This is a genomic window from Halomicronema sp. CCY15110 (assembly GCF_016888165.1).
In the GTDB taxonomy this organism is placed as follows: domain Bacteria; phylum Cyanobacteriota; class Cyanobacteriia; order Phormidesmidales; family Phormidesmidaceae; genus Halomicronema.
Window position 1 is genome coordinate 1 of sequence record NZ_JACSWC010000163.1, and the last position, 20,439, is coordinate 20,439.

At 54.1% G+C, this 20,439-nt stretch carries 20 protein-coding genes; 9 read left to right on the top strand and 11 right to left on the bottom strand.

Annotated elements, in window-relative coordinates; all coding sequences use genetic code 11:
- Window positions 1-111 precede the first annotated feature (111 nt).
- The 3 genes from JUK32_RS03880 to JUK32_RS03890 all read right to left on the bottom strand — a co-directional run bounded on the left by JUK32_RS03880 (window position 112) and on the right by JUK32_RS03890 (window position 1,099).
- Entirely contained in the window at window positions 112-468 is a 357-nt protein-coding gene (locus tag JUK32_RS03880) for a nucleotidyltransferase family protein (RefSeq protein WP_204137540.1), read from the bottom strand.
- Window positions 469-665: 197 nt separating this feature from the next.
- Window positions 666-911, bottom strand: coding sequence for a hypothetical protein (locus JUK32_RS03885; protein ID WP_204137541.1), 246 nt, complete (start codon window positions 909-911; stop codon window positions 666-668).
- Between the two features lie 2 nt (window positions 912-913).
- Window positions 914-1,099, bottom strand: coding sequence for a hypothetical protein (locus tag JUK32_RS03890; protein ID WP_204137542.1), 186 nt, complete (start codon window positions 1,097-1,099; stop codon window positions 914-916).
- A gap of 230 nt (window positions 1,100-1,329) precedes the next feature.
- Here JUK32_RS03890 and clpB point away from each other — a divergent pair, with 230 nt between their 5' ends.
- The 6 genes from clpB to JUK32_RS03920 all read left to right on the top strand — a co-directional run bounded on the left by clpB (window position 1,330) and on the right by JUK32_RS03920 (window position 7,535).
- A complete protein-coding gene (gene clpB, locus JUK32_RS03895; RefSeq protein ID WP_204137543.1) occupies window positions 1,330-3,948 on the top strand; it encodes an ATP-dependent chaperone ClpB in 2,619 nt (872 codons plus the stop codon).
- Between the two features lie 92 nt (window positions 3,949-4,040).
- Window positions 4,041-4,370, top strand: a complete 330-nt coding sequence (locus JUK32_RS03900) for a nucleotidyltransferase domain-containing protein (protein ID WP_239112302.1) — start codon at window positions 4,041-4,043, stop codon at window positions 4,368-4,370.
- Window positions 4,342-4,725 (top strand): HEPN domain-containing protein, encoded by a 384-nt coding sequence (locus tag JUK32_RS03905; RefSeq protein WP_204137544.1) that lies wholly within the window; start codon window positions 4,342-4,344, stop codon window positions 4,723-4,725. The genes JUK32_RS03900 and JUK32_RS03905 overlap by 29 nt, the downstream gene beginning before the upstream one ends.
- Before the next feature lie 287 nt (window positions 4,726-5,012).
- Window positions 5,013-5,330: a hypothetical protein gene (locus tag JUK32_RS03910; RefSeq protein ID WP_309224482.1), complete on the top strand. Its 318-nt coding sequence runs from the start codon at window positions 5,013-5,015 to the stop codon at window positions 5,328-5,330.
- Window positions 5,327-6,802: a DUF2283 domain-containing protein gene (locus tag JUK32_RS03915; RefSeq protein WP_204137545.1), complete on the top strand. Its 1,476-nt coding sequence runs from the start codon at window positions 5,327-5,329 to the stop codon at window positions 6,800-6,802. The genes JUK32_RS03910 and JUK32_RS03915 overlap by 4 nt, the downstream gene beginning before the upstream one ends.
- Window positions 6,803-7,148: 346 nt before the next feature.
- Window positions 7,149-7,535, top strand: coding sequence for a hypothetical protein (locus JUK32_RS03920; protein WP_204137546.1), 387 nt, complete (start codon window positions 7,149-7,151; stop codon window positions 7,533-7,535).
- 65 nt (window positions 7,536-7,600) lie between these two features.
- On the opposite strand, the gene JUK32_RS03925 is transcribed toward JUK32_RS03920, so the two are convergent.
- From JUK32_RS03925 to JUK32_RS03935, 3 genes are all read right to left on the bottom strand, one after another.
- A complete protein-coding gene (locus JUK32_RS03925; protein ID WP_239112303.1) occupies window positions 7,601-8,035 on the bottom strand; it encodes an anti-sigma regulatory factor in 435 nt (144 codons plus the stop codon).
- A 307-nt stretch (window positions 8,036-8,342) separates the two neighbouring features.
- Window positions 8,343-8,516, bottom strand: a complete 174-nt coding sequence (locus tag JUK32_RS03930) for a transposase (protein ID WP_375541550.1) — start codon at window positions 8,514-8,516, stop codon at window positions 8,343-8,345.
- A 63-nt stretch (window positions 8,517-8,579) separates the two neighbouring features.
- The gene (locus JUK32_RS03935) at window positions 8,580-9,167 is read right to left on the bottom strand and encodes a Uma2 family endonuclease (RefSeq protein ID WP_204137549.1); all 588 of its coding nucleotides are present in this window, start codon (window positions 9,165-9,167) and stop codon (window positions 8,580-8,582) included.
- Window positions 9,168-9,283: 116 nt separating this feature from the next.
- Here JUK32_RS03935 and JUK32_RS03940 point away from each other — a divergent pair, with 116 nt between their 5' ends.
- The gene (locus JUK32_RS03940; protein ID WP_204137550.1) at window positions 9,284-9,862 is read left to right on the top strand and encodes a Uma2 family endonuclease; all 579 of its coding nucleotides are present in this window, start codon (window positions 9,284-9,286) and stop codon (window positions 9,860-9,862) included.
- 28 nt (window positions 9,863-9,890) lie between these two features.
- On the opposite strand, the gene JUK32_RS03945 is transcribed toward JUK32_RS03940, so the two are convergent.
- The 3 genes from JUK32_RS03945 to JUK32_RS03955 all read right to left on the bottom strand — a co-directional run bounded on the left by JUK32_RS03945 (window position 9,891) and on the right by JUK32_RS03955 (window position 15,017).
- A complete protein-coding gene (locus JUK32_RS03945; RefSeq protein ID WP_239112304.1) occupies window positions 9,891-10,790 on the bottom strand; it encodes a D-alanyl-D-alanine carboxypeptidase in 900 nt (299 codons plus the stop codon).
- Window positions 10,791-10,988: 198 nt separating this feature from the next.
- Window positions 10,989-11,687: a succinate dehydrogenase cytochrome b subunit gene (locus JUK32_RS03950; RefSeq protein ID WP_204137551.1), complete on the bottom strand. Its 699-nt coding sequence runs from the start codon at window positions 11,685-11,687 to the stop codon at window positions 10,989-10,991.
- 42 nt (window positions 11,688-11,729) lie between these two features.
- Window positions 11,730-15,017: an alpha-mannosidase gene (locus JUK32_RS03955; protein ID WP_204137552.1), complete on the bottom strand. Its 3,288-nt coding sequence runs from the start codon at window positions 15,015-15,017 to the stop codon at window positions 11,730-11,732.
- A gap of 213 nt (window positions 15,018-15,230) precedes the next feature.
- On the opposite strand from JUK32_RS03955, the gene JUK32_RS03960 reads away from it, so the two are divergent.
- Together JUK32_RS03960 and JUK32_RS03965 are read left to right on the top strand one after the other, a co-directional pair.
- Window positions 15,231-15,347: a photosystem II reaction center protein I gene (locus JUK32_RS03960; protein ID WP_072041312.1), complete on the top strand. Its 117-nt coding sequence runs from the start codon at window positions 15,231-15,233 to the stop codon at window positions 15,345-15,347.
- A gap of 158 nt (window positions 15,348-15,505) precedes the next feature.
- Window positions 15,506-17,959 (top strand): DUF3769 domain-containing protein, encoded by a 2,454-nt coding sequence (locus JUK32_RS03965; RefSeq protein ID WP_204137553.1) that lies wholly within the window; start codon window positions 15,506-15,508, stop codon window positions 17,957-17,959.
- A gap of 220 nt (window positions 17,960-18,179) precedes the next feature.
- Here JUK32_RS03965 and JUK32_RS03970 read toward each other — a convergent pair whose 3' ends face one another.
- Window positions 18,180-19,379, bottom strand: a complete 1,200-nt coding sequence (locus JUK32_RS03970) for an FtsW/RodA/SpoVE family cell cycle protein (RefSeq protein ID WP_204137586.1) — start codon at window positions 19,377-19,379, stop codon at window positions 18,180-18,182.
- A gap of 376 nt (window positions 19,380-19,755) precedes the next feature.
- On the bottom strand, window positions 19,756-20,385 hold the full coding sequence (locus tag JUK32_RS03975; RefSeq protein WP_204137554.1) for a GNAT family N-acetyltransferase: 630 nt from the start codon (window positions 20,383-20,385) through the stop codon (window positions 19,756-19,758).
- Between the last annotated feature and the right edge of the window lie 54 nt (window positions 20,386-20,439).

Consider the following 20,439-nt stretch of genomic DNA (forward strand, 5'->3'; position numbering starts at 1 on the left):
GAAGAACCGGATGCGGAAACAGATTCAATCGGGCGAATCGTTTAGACAGGTCGTCGACCATGCCTTCATGGCCTAAACGAATCTATCCGCGGATTGCTAGATATCTAAGCATCAGACGAGGCGTCTGCTCGGTGTAGCAAGGTTTCGAGGTTGTGCATGAGGGTGAACATAAATCGTCTGAGCTTGGGCCTGCACAGTATCGCGAAAATACTGGCTCCGGTCTTGAGGGGTTCTGAGATCGACTGGGCGACCGACTATCTGGGTGAGTCGGTCTTGAATATCAATAAAGGCAAAACCGGGGATGTAACCGGGTTCAAACTCGACTAAGACATCAACATCGCTGTCAGGCCGAAAGTCATCGCGCAGAACAGACCCGAAGAGTGCCAGTTTGCGAATGTGATACTGCTGGCACAAATCAGCGATCGCCGCTGGAGGAATTGGAATGGGTAGTGTGCTGCGATCTCTCATTTTTCTGACTATATTCTCCAACCGCTCAACCATTGTGCTGATCTTATCGGAATGGCTAGAGGGCAATCGCTCAAAAGATACCCTAGCCAATGGATACAAGGACTGAGACGGATAGGCGATCGCCCCACTCCACGAGTCGCTCAACGCTAGCCTCAATTCCAAGCACAGTGATTGGGGGCGATCGCTCTCCACAAAATTCACTCCGGCAGACTATCCAGTTCATCCGAAATCGCTCCCTGCAAATCCTCATCGCAGTGGGTGTGCAGATGAATCACTGACGCCAAAATCTCAGCCAAGATCTCCGCTTTTTGGTCGTCTTGTAGATTTGATACCTGGAGTTGATGCATTAGCTCCAAAACTCGACTGCACTCATCGCCGAGTTCTTGCATCAGGGTCATTAAAGTGGCGTTGTTGATGGGCAGCGATCGCTCACGCAGCTGCATAGTTATCTCCCTAAACGCTTTTGCGCTTGTTGAATTCCTTTTTCAAAGGCAGCTATTTCTTTTTGCCAGTGTTTGATGAGTCCCTGGTCAGGAATGTCTTTTTCAAGTTCCAGTTGGATTTTGGTTTCATGCTCTCGGATTCTGCCTTGAAGACTATTGATAGCTTTCCGATGATGCCTTTTGCCCATGTCCGTTGGCTAAGCTGCTTCATGTTACTCATATGATGACATTTCCAAAGGGGTAGGGCGATCGCGCCTTTGGGCATACGGCATCACGTACCTGGAAATTTTCGCGATCCGGCATAGTTGATACAGAGGTGAGAGACCAGAACTCAGAAATGAGCCCATGATTGACCCAGGGCTGACTTCTGATTTCTGAGTGCTGACTTCTGTATCGATGTTGCGAGCCGGAGAGATTTATGCAACCCACCAACCCGAATCAATTTACAGAGAAGGCGTGGCAGGCCATTGTCCGCACGCCGGAAATTGCCAAGGAAGCCAAGCACCAGCAGATTGAGAGCGAGCACCTGATGCGGGCGCTGCTGGAACAGGAAGGACTGGCGATTTCGGTATTTAACAAGGCCGAAGTGAACGTGCAGAATGTGCGCGATCGCACCACCGACTTCATTAGCAAACAGCCCAAAATCAGCAACTCGGGTGGCTCAGTGTACCTGGGCAACAGCCTGGACAAGCTGCTCGATCGCGCCGATGGCTATCGCAAAGACTTGGGCGACGAGTACATTTCCATCGAGCACCTGCTGCTGGCCTACGCCAAAGACGATCGCTTTGGGCAGGCGCTGTTGCGAGAATTTGGCTTAGACGAAACTAAGCTCAGAGGCATTATTAAAGAAGTGCGAGGGAACCAGAAAGTGACTGACCAGAACCCGGAAGGTAAATACGAAGCGCTGGAAAAATATGGCCGCGACCTGACGGAACTGGCGCGGTTGGGCAAGCTTGACCCGGTGATTGGGCGGGATGATGAGATTCGCCGCACGATTCAGATTTTGTCGCGGCGGACGAAGAACAACCCGGTGCTGATTGGTGAACCCGGTGTGGGCAAAACCGCGATCGCGGAGGGACTGGCCCAGCGCATCATCAGTAAGGACGTGCCGGAGTCGTTGCGCGATCGCAAAATCATCGCCCTCGACATGGGTGCCCTGATTGCCGGGGCCAAGTATCGCGGCGAATTTGAAGAGCGCCTGAAGGCCGTTCTCAAAGAAGTGCAGGATTCGGAAGGGCAGATGGTGCTGTTCATCGACGAGATTCATACTGTGGTTGGGGCGGGGGCGACTCAGGGTTCGATGGATGCCGGCAACCTGCTGAAACCCATGCTGGCGCGGGGTGAACTGCGCTGTATTGGGGCGACCACCCTGGACGAGTATCGCAAGTACATCGAGAAGGATGCCGCGCTGGAACGCCGCTTCCAGCAGGTCTTTATCGATCAACCCACCATCGAGGACACGATCTCGATTCTGCGAGGTCTGAAGGAGCGTTACGAAGTGCACCACGGGGTGAAAATTTCCGATAGTGCGCTGGTGGCGGCGGCGGTGCTGTCAACGCGGTACATCAGCGATCGCTTCTTGCCCGACAAGGCGATCGACCTGGTGGACGAGTCCGCCGCGAAGCTGAAGATGGAAATCACCTCCAAGCCGGAAGAACTGGACGAAGTCGATCGCAAGATCCTCCAGCTCGAAATGGAGCGCCTGTCCCTCAAAAATGAGACTGACGCCGCTTCGATCGATCGGCTAGAGCGCTTGGAAAAAGAACTCGCGGATCTGAAAGAAACCCAGTCCGGGCTGACTGCTCAGTGGCAGTCGGAAAAAGACCTGATTGACGGCATTCAATCCCTGCGAGAAGAGTTGGATCAGGTGAATATCGAAGTTCAGCAGGCGGAGCGCAACTATGACCTAAATCGCGCCGCCGAGTTGAAGTACGGCAAGCTCACTGACCTGCAACGAAAAGTGGAGCAAGCGGAAGAGAAGCTGGAAAACGCCCAAACCAGCGGTCAATCGCTGCTGCGGGAAGAGGTGACGGAAGAAGACATCGCCGAAATCATCTCCAAGTGGACGGGTATTCCCGTTAGCAAACTGGTGGCGTCGGAAATGGAGAAGCTGCTGCTCCTAGAAGACGAACTGCACCAGCGGGTCATTGGTCAGGATGAAGCAGTCACCGCAGTATCCGACTCGATTCAGCGTAGCCGGGCCGGACTCGCCGACCCGAACCGGCCCATTGCCAGCTTTATTTTTCTCGGCCCCACGGGGGTCGGCAAGACGGAACTGGCGAAGGCACTGGCTTCCTACATGTTCGACACGGAAGACGCGATCGTGCGGATCGACATGTCGGAATACATGGAAAAGCACGCGGTCGCTCGCCTGATCGGGGCACCGCCGGGATACGTCGGTTTTGACGAAGGCGGTCAGCTCACCGAAGCGATTCGCCGTCGCCCCTATGCGGTCATCTTGTTCGACGAAATCGAGAAGGCTCACCCTGATGTGTTCAACATCATGTTGCAAATTCTGGATGATGGTCGCCTGACCGACTCCCAAGGACGCACGGTAGATTTCCGCAATTCCGTGGTGATTATGACCAGCAACATCGGTTCCCAGTACATTCTGGATCTGGCGGGGGATGACTCGAAATATGACCTGATGCGCGATCGCGTCATGGAGGCCATGCGGTCTGAGTTCCGCCCTGAGTTCCTGAACCGGGTCGATGAGCTGATCATCTTCCACAGTTTGAAGCAGGAGCAACTGAAGGAAATCGTCAGGCTGCAAATCCAACGGCTAGAGCAGCGGCTGGGCGATCGCAAGATGGCCCTCGTGCTCTCGGAAGAGGCGCTGGACTGGGTGGCCCACGTCGGCTACGACCCCGTTTACGGGGCGCGTCCGCTCAAGCGCGCCATCCAAAAAGAGTTGGAGACGCCTCTGGCGAAGGGTATCCTGCGGGGCGATTTTGTGAACGGCGATCGCATCTACGCCGAGGTGGAAAACGAACGCCTCGTCTTCAAACGCCAAGCCCCCGAACTCGCGACAGTGTAGCCCCCAAAAGACCCCCGACTTTTTGAAAAAGTCGGGGGTCTGAGCAACTCCTAGCTAAATGGCAAAATAGAGAAAATCCTTGCGAGGCCGCTATGGTCGAGATGTCGCAAATCGAAGCTCTAAGTCAGCAAATTGTGGAGCAGTTTCACCCTGAGCGCATCATCTTGTTTGGTTCCTACGCTTATGGCGAACCGACTCCGGATTCGGATGTCGATTTACTGGTGGTGATGCCGTTTGAGGGCCACTCTCCTCGCAAAGCGGCTGAAATTCGGTTTCAAATTCGCCCTCAATTTCCTTTAGATTTACTAGTGCGAACCCCTGAGTTGTTGCGCCAGCGACTAGAACTGGGAGATTTTTTTATAAAAGAAATCGTTGATGAGGGCAAAGTGCTCTATGAAGCCACTGACCCAAGAATGGATTGAGAAAGCGGAGGGCGATTTTAGAACTGCGGGTCGAGAGCTACGGGCCGAGCCGTTGCCCAACTATGATGCAGTTTGCTTTCATGCTCAGCAGTGCACTGAAAAGTATCTCAAAGCCAGATTGCAAGAAACCGACATTCCAGTTCCCAAAATCCACGATTTAACGGCACTGTTGGACTTGTTGCGCTCCCACGACCCGGAGTTAGAAACCTTGCGGTTTGCTTTAGGGATGCTGACAGATTACGCCGTTGCCGTGCGGTATCCAGGGTTCTCAGCGGATCAGGCCGTTGCTGAAGAGGTTTACAGTTTGTGTGAGCAAGTCAGGCAAAGCATTCGACAGTGCCTTTCGCTATCTTAGTTGCATGAAACGGGGCATCGCATCTACGCCGACGTGGAAAACGAACGCCTTGTCTTCAAACGCCAAGACCCGAACTCGCGACGATGTAGTACTAAACAAAGCTAAACCCCAGAAATTCTTAATTCCTAGGGTTTAGTCGTTTTTGCTATTCTATGACGCAGTGACATCTCGCCTCGGCGTATGAATCCTGTTCGAGAGGCATGTTACGACTGTAAAGCTTGAAGCCGTTTCAATGAACGCAAGGTTAAGCCATCAATAATTATAATTAGCAGATAAGGCTTTGGTCAGTGAGCAAGGAGCAAAATAGAGAAGATCAACCTGGGTCAAGCCAAGACTCCACTAGCTTGAAATTCACCGATTATTACTTAAACGAAGCCAGCAATAAACATCCAGACATTGCTATTGAGTGGATCGAACGAGCGTTTAATAATCCAGTCAAAGAAACTATTCAAGCAGACGGTCGTATTGTTCGCTGGGGAAATATTCCAGAAAAAAGTGGTAGAGCTTTAAGAATAGTCATCTTGGAAGATAGAGAAACCATCCATAATGCCTTTTTCGACCGAAATTTCTATAAGCGCCAGCAGAGAGGAAAGGAGCCGACATGAAGCAAAAGTATTCTCCTGAGACAGACACGCTTTATATCGAAATTGACGATAGCCCAAGTTTCGAGTCGGAAGCTATCGACGAGAACCTTATTATTGACTTTGATGAGAACGGAAAAGCTGTAGGTATTACCTTAGAGCACTATAAAAGAAAGCAAAGTATAGATGCTTCTGAGGCTACTTCCAGTGATATGACGAACGTCCAATTCTCAGGAGAAATCAAGAGAACTAATTCTTCTGAAAGCGATTTCCTTGCGAATTTGACAGGAGAAATCGAACTGCATCAAGATGGACGGCTTTTTCTAAGAATATCAAAATCACAAGAAGAGTTATTAAGCGAGAAATTATTCCTAGATTCTGCTCCTATCTATAGAGGTTCTGATATAGATAGGAGCGATCTTTTGAGTTTTCAGAATGCAGAAAAAATTAGTGAACCCTACAACGGCGAGTATTCCTTAATTGGAGAAGACGCTTCTGGAAGGAAAATAACAGGTATTCTTAGCGATAAGAACTTTAAAGTTGGCTTCTCTCCCGCCCCTGAAAGTAGTGAACTATCTGACGAAACACAAGTCTTTCGTTCGTTGAAAGATTTAAGCCTCGGCGATTATAGTACTTCTGAAATTGCAAGAGAAATCAATATTTTTCTGTCAGGAATTGACGTTTTCAGAGACACAAGCGTTTTAATAGATGAAGTTGATTTTCAAGTTGACTTTATTAGATCAGGAAATACTCCTAAAAGCATTGGAGGTCAGGTAATTACACAACTCAGGATAAGAAAAAAAGATTCCTCCCCTATAGCAATAAAAACCTTAGAGAAATATATATCTCGCATTGTGCTAATTCTATCTTTCGCCTCTGGAAAATATATCGAGGAGATACATAGGCATACTATTTTCGAAAATGGCGATCTGCTTGAGTTCTGGCCGGGAGTAAATCTCCGTAAACTTCGGAGAGGACTTCAAGTAATTCAAACTCCACATCTTCCAGGCTTCATTCAACAATCCATCCTCAGGATTAGAGATAGTCTTTTTGATGAGAAAAAGCTTGCACTTGCTCTTTCTTGGTATCTAGACTCTTTTAATTCAGCAGCTGTTTCGGTAGAGTTTTTGCTTTTAAGTACAGTATTTGAAACGCTCAGCAAAGCGCATGATCCTGATTTAACCTCGTATAAAGCAAGAGTCGAATCTTTGCTCGACTCTTATTCGGTAGAATACGATGATTTATTCAGCAGCCTTCGAGAATTCATTTCTGTTAGAAATGATATCGTGCATGAAGGCTTTGGTGGTGTTGGAGATGATGGAAGCAACATTGCGGATACTCTTCGCAGATTAACAAATTTGCTGGTGAGGACCTTCTTGTCAATGCTCAATTACTCTGGTGACTACATGGAGTACATTAGGCATGAAGTTGAAATCGAAGATGGAGTAGAAAGGCATGGTCGTATTTGTCGAACCTGGCCAATCACTTCACAGTAAGACTACAAACTCTGAAGCCATTGAAGTTGAGTTGCCAATTTCCATGTTGACAACTCAACAGACTGCTTAAGGGTTTGGAAGGGCGATCATGGGGAGAGCGATCGCCTGCTGCATCCCCTACACTTAGAGGCCTCGCGACGATTGTGAACCGCTCAGGAGGCGAGATCGCGATTTAAGGCCGGCTTGCCAGACCCCAATATGCGGCGATATTTGAGTCACCAAATACACCGAATTCTGCGAACCAGGGACTGCACCGATGTGGACACCAGAGCATCCGTGACCAATCAGTAAATCAGCACTATCATGGAACCAGCTTGACCAAACCGTTGGGCCAGGAGGGAACCGCATGAATCGATACGTATTGGCCGCATTGTTAGGGGCGATCGCTTTTTTGACATTGTTGGGCATCAGCAATAGCCAAGACATGCTGCGCGGCTCTCGTAACTCACTTTCCGCTACCCCCTCTTCTGCGGCAGAAGGCGACAACCTCTCCGGTATAGAAAGCGCAGGGCAAAACGTGCTGCGTCAAACGTCTCCAGAAGCGATCGAGCGGCTGCCCAACCTTGCCGATGGCACGCCTGCCCAACCCGCCCTCAATCCGGGGGCGACCGAGCCCACCAGTCCGACTGACCCTAACGCCACCCCGCCGGTGCCGCCGAGTACGACGCCACCTACTCCGGCACCAGAGACGCCACCGCCCACCGATCAAGAAGCCATTCCGGCTTTGTGGTAGCAACGTTACAGATGAGTGACGAGACTGGAAAGCGACCGGAAAATTTTCTTGGTCTGGGCTGCGACTCAAGCCTTAGGCGTCGCGTATGACTTGCGAATGTGTAGACAGTTCCGTTCATCGGCGGTGCGCTCATAGCGCACAATGTCGGCCACGCGATACATAATGCGCAGCCCCCGCCCCCCTTCGGAGTCGGCATTGGTGGTTTCGAGCTTATGATCCAGCATGGCTTGGAAGTCGAAACCGGGGCCATGATCCCAGATTTTCATATCCAAATATTCGTGGGTGAGGGTGATCGTAATGGCGATGGGGGTAGCTGGCGGCAACCCTTTGTGGGCGTGGCGCACCGCATTGGTGAACCCCTCGATCAGCGCGAGCTGGCATTGCAGCCAATCTTCTTGGGGCATCGGCAAAGCATGAAACTCATCGAACCAAGACAACACCCCCGGCAACGCTTGGGGATCGGTCTCAGTTTCGTAGGTACTCTGCTTAAGAATAGTCAAGGGTGTCAATACCATTGATCGCGAGAGTCATTCACATGTTATCTAGCTAGCAGAAATAAATATAGATGCACAATCGGGATAGTTGCTATTCAAAATATTCCCACATCAACGCATTTCCATTGATTGGGTAACAGAAAGCTGGGAAAAACAGCCATGAGAGGAGAACTTGTAACGATTCTACGGAATAGCGCTCGGGCTTGAGGAGTCTCGCCCCTGTCGGCTCCCTAGTCAAAAGAACTCGACACGGATTGGACAGGTAGTCGAGTTGCGAACAACGGGTGCTATAGCAATCCGCGGATAGCTCCGCTTAGGCCATGAAGGCATGGTCGACGACCTGTCTAAACGATTCGCCCGATGGAATCTGTTTCCGCATCCGGTTCTTCAAACCAAACCACTGATGTTCGATCGGGTTCAAATCCGAGGAGTAAAGCGGCAAATATAGCAATCCGTACAAAGTATCGATACAGCGATCGCCCTCCAATCACTTCACTAGAATTGGAGCAATCGTCAAGGGCATTGGCAGAGTGGAGCGATCGCCTCTACATTATTCCACCCGGGGTGGCGTCGGTTCCAGTTCAACATCCTCATACAGAGCCGCGATCGCATCGGTAAACCCGAGGCTCTGGAGTTTGAATTGCTCGCTTTCGGCAGTATAAGTCTGCAATAGCCAGAGATTGTCAGGGGTGCGGCGAAAGCACTCGACCCGCTGATGTCGGGTATTGATAATCACGTATTCTTCCAGCGTGTCAAGGGATTGGTAGTCGGTAAACTTATCGCCGCGGTCAAAGGCTTCAGTGGAGTCAGAAAGTACCTCGACGATGAGCTTAGGAAAGCGCTTGAAAGTCGATGTTTCCGTGTCGCGAGCATCGCACGTCACCATCACGTCGGGATAGTAGAAGCAATTTCGCGCCTCAATTCGTGCCTTCATGTCGGCAATGTAAACCCGGCAATTCGAACCGCGCACGTGACTGCGGAGGAGGACTGCGAGATTCCCGGAAACTGTGACATGGGCGTCAGTTGCTCCACCCCTAGCGTACACATCGCCATCAATATACTCATGCTTGACCGCGCTCTCGGCTTCGAGCTGCAAATACTCGTCAGGCGTCAGGGGAGTTTGAGATAGCGCAACCATAGAAGAGATCCGAGAACAGATGGTCTCATTGTATCGGCGTCACATATGCCGTTTATAAAGGATAGCGCCGCCTCCCACACGCTAAACTTCATTTATCAATATTGATGAGACGGCCTATGGTTTCGACGACAGAACCGCAGGTGCATTTGTGGACGCGGGATGAATACTATCGACTGGCAGACCTCAACTTTTTTCAAGGTCGGCGGGTCGAACTCATTGAGGGGCAGGTGATTGACATGGCTGCGATGAAAAGCCCCCATGCGATCGCTATTGACCTCATCGACGCTGCTCTTAAATCCGTTTTCCGCGAGGGCTACTACATTCGCCAGCAAAAGCCCTTCGTCATCAGCGATCTCTCTGAACCGGAACCGGATATTGCTGTGGTTCCCGGTTCCATTCGCGACTATGCCGACGCTCATCCTGCTGAGGCAGTTCTAATCGTCGAAGTCGCCGATACCTCGCTGCGCTACGACCGCAAGGTAAAAGGCAGCCTCTATGCTAAAGCGGGTATTGCCGAATATTGGATTTTGAATCTGAATAATCGCCAGCTAGAAGTTTATCTTGACCCCGAAGTTGGTGATGCGGCTGAGTCTGGCTTTAGCTATTCCATAAAACAGGAATACTCGTCTGCGCAAGTCGTTTCCTCTGTTGCGGGTATGGAGGTTGCGATCGCCGTCGCTGACCTGCTGCCATAAAGCGACTCGGCCTCCCGTCGAGTTACTATCAATCGCAGGCTTCGAGTTGAGCCATGGTCAAGACCATATCGTCGATCGCCGCCAGCATCGTCTGGCCTGACTGCCCCGGTTGATTGACCATAATGCTAAAAATGACGGTGCCGTAGTCGTCGGTTTCTAAATAGCCGGATAACGCCCTAACCCCGTTGAGCGTCCCTGTTTTAGCCCGTACCTTGCCCTGCACTACGGTGCCTTTGAAGCGATTGCGCAGGGTGCCACTGACGCCGCCGATGGGCAAAGAGTTGTAAAACAGTTCACTTTCGTCAGTCTCATACATGGCTTTGAGCAGCGCCACAAAGGTGGAAGGCTCGGCTTTGTTACTGCGCGATAGCCCGGAGCCATCGGCCTGCACATAACTGTCAGGATCCACCCCTAACGGCTCTAGCATGGCTTTGACCCGACTTTGGCCGCCAATATTCCGCAGTAGCTCGTCAGCGCGGCCATTGTGGCTGTCGCGGTTCACCAAATTGAGATCATCTTGAAACGTCCAAAGCCGATCAGGAGATTGCTCCAGGATGGTATAAATCGCGGCGGCAGTGGTGAGTAACTTAATATTCGACGCAGGAATGAACAGCCGCTGAGAATTGTGCGTATAGAGCGACTGGCCGTCGGCGAGGGCATACACTTCCACGCCCCAAGCGGCAGTACCAAACTGCGATCGCCCCACAATGGCATCCATCGCGGCGGGCAAATCAGTGGGACAAAACTGATCGCCCGATTCCCCTTCTATTGGCAGACTTGGGGCTGCTACGGGAGAATCGAGGGAGAAGGGTATGGCCGTTGCGGGGGCGACCAACGGGCGGACAAAACCACCCGCGAGTAGCGTGACGCCCGTCATCATCACAACTTTGTGCAGACGTGACGAGAGCCATCGGGTCAAAATTGCCATGCCGGTTTCCTCGGGTGTGAGTTGAGAGCGCGTGATCCCCAATCATCATCAAAGGTCACTGCTCACTAAGCAACCGTATTCCCGGCCACATTTCGCCCGAGTCGGCTAGGCGCGTCCGCTACGTCATCGAGACGTGGCAGCAGGGTAATTGGTTCGCGCCGTTGGGTCATTGCGCCGCAATCTACGGATGGCCTAGCGCTAAGTCAAAAGGCCAAAGTAGATAGTCAACGGTAGTAAGACGAAGCCCGTAGCGATCGCGATCGCGCCGCCCAAACTCATGCCATAAACAGTGAAGCGAATGGCCTTGGACTGAAGACCCAGCGACTGCAACGCGCTCCAAATGCCGTGGCGCAGGTGAAAGCCCAGTAGTAACATGACGCCGCTGTAACCAAAGGCATAGAGGGGATGCTGAAATTTTTCCACGACGAGACGGGCCAAATCGCGGACTTTATCATCATTCAGTTGGGTCGCGTAATAGGTGCCAAACTTGAAACTCCACAGGTGCAGCACCAAAAATACGGCTAACACCAGCCCCGTGATAATCATGGTGCGCGAGCTGAGGGATTGCAGACTCGGCGTTCCTCGGCTGGCGTAGGTCGCGTAGTTATCGGGACGGGCGGTTAACTTACCCACAAAAATGTGAATGCCCGCGATCGCATGGAGGGCAAACACTACCACCAAGATGGACTCCACCAGCCACAGCAGCGGTCCCCAACTTTCGAGGTGATGGGCGTAGGCATTGTAGGCATCGTGGCCCGCAAACAACAGCAGATTGCCCACCATATGCACCAACACAAAAGTCACAAGGCCCAAGCCGGTGACGCCCGTGATCAGTTTTTTGCCAATGGGGGAGGTGTAGAACTGGAGGAGGACGGGTGGACGGGCAGTATTTTCCATAGGGGCGATCGCTGAAGTGGCGGTGGTGGACTTTTCTCTATGCTATTGCGGTGGGGCGGCGGGTGGCGGCGGCTGGCAAGACTTGTTGATGAAAGCCGGGGTTTTGAAGGTGGCGATTTCCCACGGGTGGAGTTGCGTGGGCGACTCGACCGCGATCGCCGCCTCCAGCAAATTCGTCCGCTGGGCTAAATATCTGTCAACAAATAAGTTGACATCCAACTGAGTGGCCTGTCCATACAGATCGCAAACACGCAGAATATACTGCTCCGGGTCATCTTCCGACGGCTTGAGGGCCGCGAGGTGGGTCGTGGCTGACGACCAATCAACCAGACTACCCTGGTGCTCCGCTGTTTCCACATGTAGTGGTGAAGTAGAATTCACAGGCTGACTGACCACCATTTGTAGGGGGGTATTGAAAGCGATCGCGTGCTGGGGAGTGTGGCCCGTGCGCCAGTCGCCCTCGTGGGGATACAGACCATAGGTGAATTGGTGTCGCCCGCGATCGGCCTGGGGGTTCGGCCACAGGGGCGCTTTGAGCAGGGTCAGCCGGAGCTGGTCGGGCTGGGCATCGAAGCCGTGTTTATAGTCGGTTAAAACGCTGAGTCCCCGGTCGCCATTGCTCAAGTCCGCCCAGCGATAGCCCGGTACCTCCCACTTGGCCTGCTCATGGGGATCGGTGGGATCGGTGGGACGGGCGATCGCGCCAAACGGAATCTCGTAGGTGGCCGCTGCCGCCTCAAAAGTGACTGGGAATGCCGCTTTGAGGACGACTTGGCAGGCTTGCCAGTCGGCAGTTGTGACGACTTTCAAATAGGGCTGCGATCGCTCCAGCACATAATCTTGCTGAATCCGGGAGTCGGCCAGGTGACGCACCACGCGCAGCCGCTGCCGTAGCGGGCCATGTTCCAGCCAGGTGATCGATTCCACCGTGGCGGCGGGTAGCGGATGATCTTGATAATCTGGCGCAATATCCCACGCATCCCAATACTGTCCCGCATCGCGAAAGGCTTGCAGTTGGTTGGCGGGCGATCGCAGCACGGATCGCTGGGTCGATGTTGCCATCAGCGATCGCAGCTCTCCGCTCACAGGATCGACCTCAGCGCTAATCAACTCATTTTGCAATTCAAAAGTCGTGGGCTCCGACCGTTGAACGCCAACAGCCTCGGCGGCGGCAGACTCAGGCACCAACCAATAGCGCCGGTATCCCACCGGGGGCACAGTCGCCTCAAACAGTAGGTAGTCACCGCCTTCAATCGGCGGCGAGGCTTGACAGGGCGGCGTGTCGGCGCGATCGCTATAGACACTTTGTTGGCTGACGACGGTTGCCCCCGTTGCGGGATCAACGACTCGCCATCCTAAGCCCGGATGCTTGGGTAAGTCGGCCAACGGCACTTCCACCAGAGCCGTGTGTTCCCAACTGAGGGAGTTAAAAAGGCTGACCGCGATCGCGTCAGGGTGAGGCGATGGACTCGGGGACAGTTGCGCCGCGATCGCCGCCAGAGACTCCCGGCGGACTGACCGCGCGGCATCATACGCTGCTTGCCAATCGGGATTGGTGGTCGCGAAGACTTCGGGAATGGCGGTGCCGGGCAAAATATCGTGGAATTGGTTGAATAGCACCTGCTTCCAGGCGGTTTCCAAAGCAGCGTGGGGATAGGCGAAGTGGCCCATCATGTGAGCGATCGCGCCATACAGTTCCGCTTCTCGTAGGGCGTCTTCGCAGCGGCGGTTATACCACTTCTGATCCGCATGGACGGTGTAGCAGCCCCGATGCAGTTCTAGATACAGTTCATCATCCCAGATCGGGAGGGATGATCCCGGCTGGGAATGATCCGCTGTTGGCGCGGCAGACGGAGCCGGTCGGGATGACGCACGGGTGGTCGTGGGGTGCTCGGCGGCTGGGGGAGCGATCGCCTCCGCCCCTGCCGTCACTCGCTGAAGGTGATTGAGGGGCGTATCAAAGCGCAAGTCGGGAAAGAAAGGGGAATCGGCCCAGCGCCGCGCCCGTTCTAGCATGTCGCGGGTGGGGCCACCGCCATGATCCCCCATGCCGGGGAGCCACAACATTTCCGTCAGGCCCGTTTTCGCTTCCCAGTCGGCTGCGTGACTCGCCATTTGCGGAGCGTCGATGTCGCTGCCAATGGGGGGCAACGTCAAACTCGTGATGAGCGTACCGTCTAACCCCTGCCAGGCAAAGAGACTGTGAGGAAAGGGGGTGGCTTCGTTCCAGCGAAGCTTTTGCGTGGCGAAATAGTCCACCCCGCCCAGCTTTAGCAACTGCGGCAACTGCCAGGAAAAGCCAAAACTGTCGGGGAGCCAGGCGATCGCGCTCAATTGTCCAAACCGCGATTGGGTGTAGCGCTGCCCATACAAAATTTGCCGCGCTAATGATTCGCCCCCGAGGGTGTTGAGCTCCGGTTCCACCCACAGCCCCGCATCAATTGACCAATGGCCTGCTTTGACGGCAGTTAACACCGTCTGAAACAAGTCCGGCTGATGGGTTTCCAACCAGTCGAACAGGGCCGGACTGGAATGGGTATAGGTCATTTCTGGAAAGTCCTGCTGCAAGGTCAGCACCGAGCGAAAAGTCCGCTCAGCCGCCCGCCAGGTATCTTCCACCGGCCACAGCCAAGCCAGGTCGAGATGGGCATGGCCCACGCAGGTGATTTGTCGCTGTTTGATCCACGGGCTGAGGGGGTGCAGGCGATCGCGCAGGGCCGCTAATTCCTGCAAAAAAGCGGTTTGCTGAGTGACGGTGGCCCAGTCAATGGCCGCGATCGCGGCGGCCATCGTCGGCAACTTCTCCGGCGCAAGTTTATCGGCATAGGTTTGCAGCACGGTGAGTTCATCCGCCACAAATCCCGGCTCTGGCAAGGCTGGATCAGCCGACTCGTACATTACAGCGGAGCGGACTAAAGCCCCGTCATCATGCCCCGGACTCACGAGGTAAATCGCGACGTGAAAGGTGTCGCCGGGAGTGACGCGATCGCTCAGTTTGATGCGCCCAAAATAATCAAACAGGTCGCCTTCTTGCCGGAGTTCGCCGTCGATATAAATCGCGACGACCTCGGCCCACCAAGTTAGGCTCAACTGCAAGGTCAACCCCGCCAGCGGCAACCCATTCAAGGTTTCTGGTACCACAATTTGCTGACATAGCCACAGCGGTTTTTGGCCTCGCGCCCAGGCGATGTGATCCCTCGCATTGGTCGGGGCGATCGGCCAGCTGCGCCAATCATCTGATGCCAGGACGGCGGCTGTAGGCAAATTCTCAGGAGTCAGGTGCCAGGTCGCTTGTAGCGATCGCTGGGTCAAATCTTGGAGCCGCTGCACGGCTATTTGTATGGTGTCCCTATCAGATGTATTCTCCCGCGTGGACCCATGATTCATTGCCATTTCTCTAGCCAGTGCCTTGCTTGATCTTGAGGGGAACTTGCCGAGCGCTCCACCCGTCATAGCGACTATGACAGGCTAGGGCGAGAGCATGTCCCGTTTGGCGATATGATAGACCTTACCGATTGCTGTCTATAAGATGGGAAGTCTGCAATGCTGACCCTTAAGATTGTTGTTTATCTCGTCGTTGCCTTCTTTGTGGGCCTATTTATTTTCGGTTTCCTCAGCGGAGATCCTTCCCGTAACCCCGGTCGTTCCGACATGGAATAATCAGGCATTTACGCGGTGATGCCGACAAGGCTGAACTAGCCATGCGGCTGTACCGTAATCTCAATACCTGGCTGACAAAAGATTGCCCTCAGGTTTCTGCTGATATCTGAATCTCAAAGCCCGCTTGCCGGGCTTTTGTTTTGATTGGCTGGCCGCCTATGCCTTTTCTTCCCCCTGCTGATCTGCCTCCCCCTGCCATCGTTCAGACAGTGCAAACGGCGTCGGCCACCCCGGACGGAGTGGCATCTTCGCCTGAGCATGGCGATCGCGCGACAACTCCTCCCTCCGATGAGGGGCAGCCATATCGGGCGACGCCTCCTGAGCCTGAGTCGTTGACTCGTCGGGCTCAGTTCGTGGATACCTCCCCCGTGATCAGGGTGGCGGATGTGCCCCCTCCCACATTTTCAGCCACCCAAGCCGCATTGCTCCAGGCGATCCCCGGGGCGGCGCAACCGCGATCAGGGTGGGCCACGGGCACGGCGGCTCAGCCGCTCCCTGCTGGAGTACGAATCCCCTGGGTAGCGCAATCCAGCGATCGCGATGACGAGGCCGCCCCGAATGACGCGAACGAATCCGACCAAACGGTGCTCGAACGAGAGGCTGGCGACGAGGATACGGCGACAGTGGAGGGGGATGACGCTGAGACTCCAGTAACGCCAGATGAAGCCGCCCCGGTTTATCCCAGGGCGGCGACGCCAGAGCGAGACTGGTCCAATGGGGCCGTGGTAGACGGCACGTTGCTCACCCCGACTCAACCCACCAATCGCCCCCCGGCACCGTTGAATTTGACGGCTGACTATCAAGAGTTTGAACCCCAAACTCAGATCTTGACGGCGCAAGGGGATGTGGTGCTACGGCTGGGCAACGGTGTCTTGAGAGCGGAGCGATTATGGGCCAACTTAGCCAATCGATTTGTCGTCGTTGATGGCGATGTCCTCTTTACCCGAGGCGAGCAAGTCATTGAGGCCGATCGCGGGGAATACAACTTAATTCAAGGTGCCGGCACGTTATTTGATGCCCGAGGGACGTTATTCATCCCCAGTGCCGGCACTGATTTAGCCGGAGACCCCACGACCGGCACCGCTGATCCCGATATTCTCGCGGCTGACCCGATCACCAACGTTGAGGGCACCGGCAATCTTACCTTCGGCACCGGACTGACCATTCCTTCCAGCGCTTCAGGACTGCCGCAGCCGACTGCCGGGGGGGCCGTGCGGCGGTTTCGGTTCGAAGCGACTCAGCTCGACTTTGATGCAGAAGGGTGGTACGCCCAAGAAATCAGCCTGACCAACGATCCATTTTCGCCGCCGGAGTTAGAATTTCGCGGCAACTCGGCCACGCTGACTCGGTTGACCGATCTGCAAGACGAGCTCTACATCGAAAATGCGCGGCTGGTCTTTGACCAAAGCTTTACGGTGCCTTTGTTGCGCGATCGCATTTTGCTGACCCGAGGCGAACAAAGCGCTAATCCCTTGTTTGTGACTTTCGGTTACGATGGCACCGATCGCGATGGCTTGTTTGTTGAACGCCCTTTTGAGGTCTATCGAGCAGGCTCTTGGCGCGCCTTTATAACGCCCCAAGTCTTGGTGCAGCGTTTGTTGAATGGCGAAGACACGCCCCCAGAAGACGAGTCATTTTTGAGCAACTTGGGCCTCGAAGCCGATGTGGTGGGGTTACTGGGACCACGCACCGGTGTCCGGTTTAACGCCAGCTTTTCAGGACTCGACCTGCAAAACCTGGAAGATCGCCTACGCTCCAGCGTCCGAGTCCGTCAGTTGATTGGGACGCACGTTTTAAATTTGGAGTACAGCTACCGCGATCGCCTCTTCAACGGTTCCTTAGGCTTTCAGGATGTCCAGAGCAATCTTGGGGCGGTGCTGGTGTCCCCTAGCATTCCGATCGGCGATACTGGCATTGCGATCAATTATCAGGTAGCCGCCCAATACATTACTGCCGACACTGACCGACTCGATCTGGCTAACAGTACAACGCCACCGTTTCGGGCCAGCTTAGGGCGATTTCAAGGGAGCGTCGCCATTGGTCGTAGCTTTTTCCTGTGGCGTGGCGAAACTTTACCCGCCACGCCAGAAGAAGGCCTCCGGTTTACTGCGACTCCTCGACTACCCAATGTGCAATTGGCGTTGTTTGGTCGGGGCACCTACACCTATTACACCAGCGATGATACCCAAGACGATTTATCGGCGAGCGTACGCCTGACGGGCGAGTTTGGTCACTTTTCGCGCGACTTTTTCGACTCCACCGTGTTCAACGTCACCTACACCCGGTCATTTGTGAGTGATGCCGCGACGTCACCATTTTTCTTCGATCGCAATGTGGATAACAATCGGCTCAGCGGCGGCATCATTCAGCAGCTGTACGGGCCATTTCGTCTAGGATTCCAGGCTTCGGTCAACTTAGACACGGGTGAAATTATCAATACGGACTACCTCCTGGAATATAATCGCCGGACTTACGGCGTCTTTCTCCGCTATAGTCCCACTCAGTCTGCAGGGTTCTTCGGCTTCCGCATCAACGAGTTTGACTGGGCCGGACGGGCCCCTCGATTTGGGGGAGCCGATATCGGCGAAGTGGAAGGTGGCGTTGTGCGTTAAGTTTCACCACTTCAGTCGGTAGAACTGGCCAAACCACACGAGAGCCCCGGTTCGGATCACTGCTAACGTCTTGTGCCACTTTCCTGAAACCCTGACGCATCGATTCCTCGGCCTAGCCCGCTCCCGAGAGGAAGGAACCCAAACCGCTGACGGCCCTTATCCCCAGGGAGAAGGGTTGGAATGAAGTGAAGTTAATTGCACATCGCGTTACTAACGGTTTTTAGGACTGGGATCGGCTCAGGGATTGTCCCAGCGGCAGGGAAACTACATTGTCGGTATTGACTTCACGCGCCACCCGCGTCAGCAAAGCCGCGATCGCTAAACTAGCAATCATCGAGCTGCCACCATAGCTAAACAACGGCAAGGGTAAGCCAGTAGTAGGTAAAGCGCCGACCGCCACCCCAATATTCAATAACGACTGCCCCACCAGAAACACCATGGCCCCAATCGCAATGAGACGTTGAATCGGATGCTGAATCCGCATCGCCACTAAGGTCGCCAAGGTGGCATAAGACAGCAGCAACACCAGGAAAAAAATGCCGCCAATGAAGCCAAACTCTTCGGCGTAGACCGAAAAAATGAAATCGGTGTACTGAATCGGCAAAAAGTCTAGTTTTTGTTCGGATAGGCCCAGCCCACTGCCCAGCCAGCCGCCGGAGCCGATGGCGAGCAAACTCTGGATGAGTTGATACCCATTGCCCGTCGGGTCAGCCCAGGGATTCAGAAAAGCGGTGATCCGCTCGCGCTGATAAGCATTCGCACTCAAGCTCACCAAGGCCGCCGTTAAACCCGTGATCGCTGTGCCCATCAGCAAGCGATAGGGCAAGCCCGCCGCCAAGGCCACCAACCACAGCGATAAGCCACAAATGGCGGCGGTGCTTAAGTTTGGCTGCAACAAGATGGCCGCGATCGCGATCGCAAACAGCCCAATCCATAAGCCCCGGGTTGACCATGCCAATTGCGGCCAGCGACCAAACAGCCGGGCCGCCTGCAACACCAGCAGCGGTTTCAGCAGTTCTGAGGGTTGCACCAAGAATGGCCCCAGGGCCAGCCACCGAGTTGCCCCATTAATCGTGACGCCCAAAGCCGGGATCAGCGTCAGGAATAGCAGCCCTATCAACACAAAAAAAGCCACGCCTGACAGCCGGATCAGGCTAGTAATGGGCTGCCGCACAATCCAATTAAACAGATTGAGCCCTAAAAAGACCCACACCAGCTGAATGGCCAAAAACCGCCACCCGATCCCAGTCTCGGCTAAGGCCACCGGATAGGAGGCAGAGAACAGCGTGATCAAGCCCACGGACAACCACACCAGCGTCAACCAGCGAATTAAGCGCGACTCCCTTGACCAGTGCTGAGTAGCTGGGTCAATCACTGGCAGCAGATACCGGATAAATTTCACACGCGCATTAGGAGCCATGGGTTCAGGAGCTTCCCTTCTAGAAATTGCCACGGCTAGCCAGACCAGGGCATCGTACAGAGCGATCGCTAGACTAAGGCGACTAACACTATCGGTGGGCTGAACACCCTTCACTTGTTCGAGATTGCGCCAAGGGTAGTGTCGTTAGCTAGTCACATTGCCCGCAGTCTGCGGCAAGTATACCAATCCTCACAAAACCTGTGACATCTAATCTCTACCGCTAGTCAGCGATCGCTCCGTATCTCCCGTGCTGATATAGATAGAAGAAACGAAAGCCACTTGTCCATCAGCCCTGGACTGCGATCTACTGCCGATGATGGCGATGTCGCTGCCCCCGACCCATCCCTTTAGCAACCGCGGGCGGCTTGAGCAAACATCAGGGTGAGGGCTTAGAAGCGGTGGGATCAGCACATTGGAACATCGACGACGGCGTCTGCGGCAGCGATACGGCCTTTCTCAGCAGTAAGCGTGAAGGCTGAAAGTTCAAGAGAGAAAAGAGCGTCGGTTCGACCCGATGCAGCTGGTACCCCATCCCTTGATAAAGCTGTCGCGCTTGGTTGTTATCCGCCATCACATGCAGAGACAAATCACCAAAGCCCCAATCGAGGGTGAGCTGCTCAGCCGCTTGTAAGAGGCGACGGGCCACCCCTTGACGACGGTATCCTGGGCATACAGCAAGGTTAGAGATATAGACCCAAGGCAGACGGTTAAAGGTCAATAGATGAGGTTGACGATAAGCGACTTCGACGGTGCCAATAACAGTCGGTTGGCGGGTAACGCGGTCAGGGGCGATCGCCGTTAAACACCGATAGTGGGGATGGCCCCCCTGTAACCGTTGCTTAAGATCTTCATGAATGCTAAAGCGAAACAGGGGATACAACCACCGCTGCCACCCCAAAGGCGGATAAAAGCTGCTGGCTAAAACCGTGGCCACGTCCGGTAAATCAGTCAGCACCGCAGGCCGGATATAGAAGGAGACCGATTCAAATTCTGCAGATCGAGACACTGGCATGGGGAACGAAGTGGCAGAAGCGTTGTGTTGGTAACACCAGGATTGGGC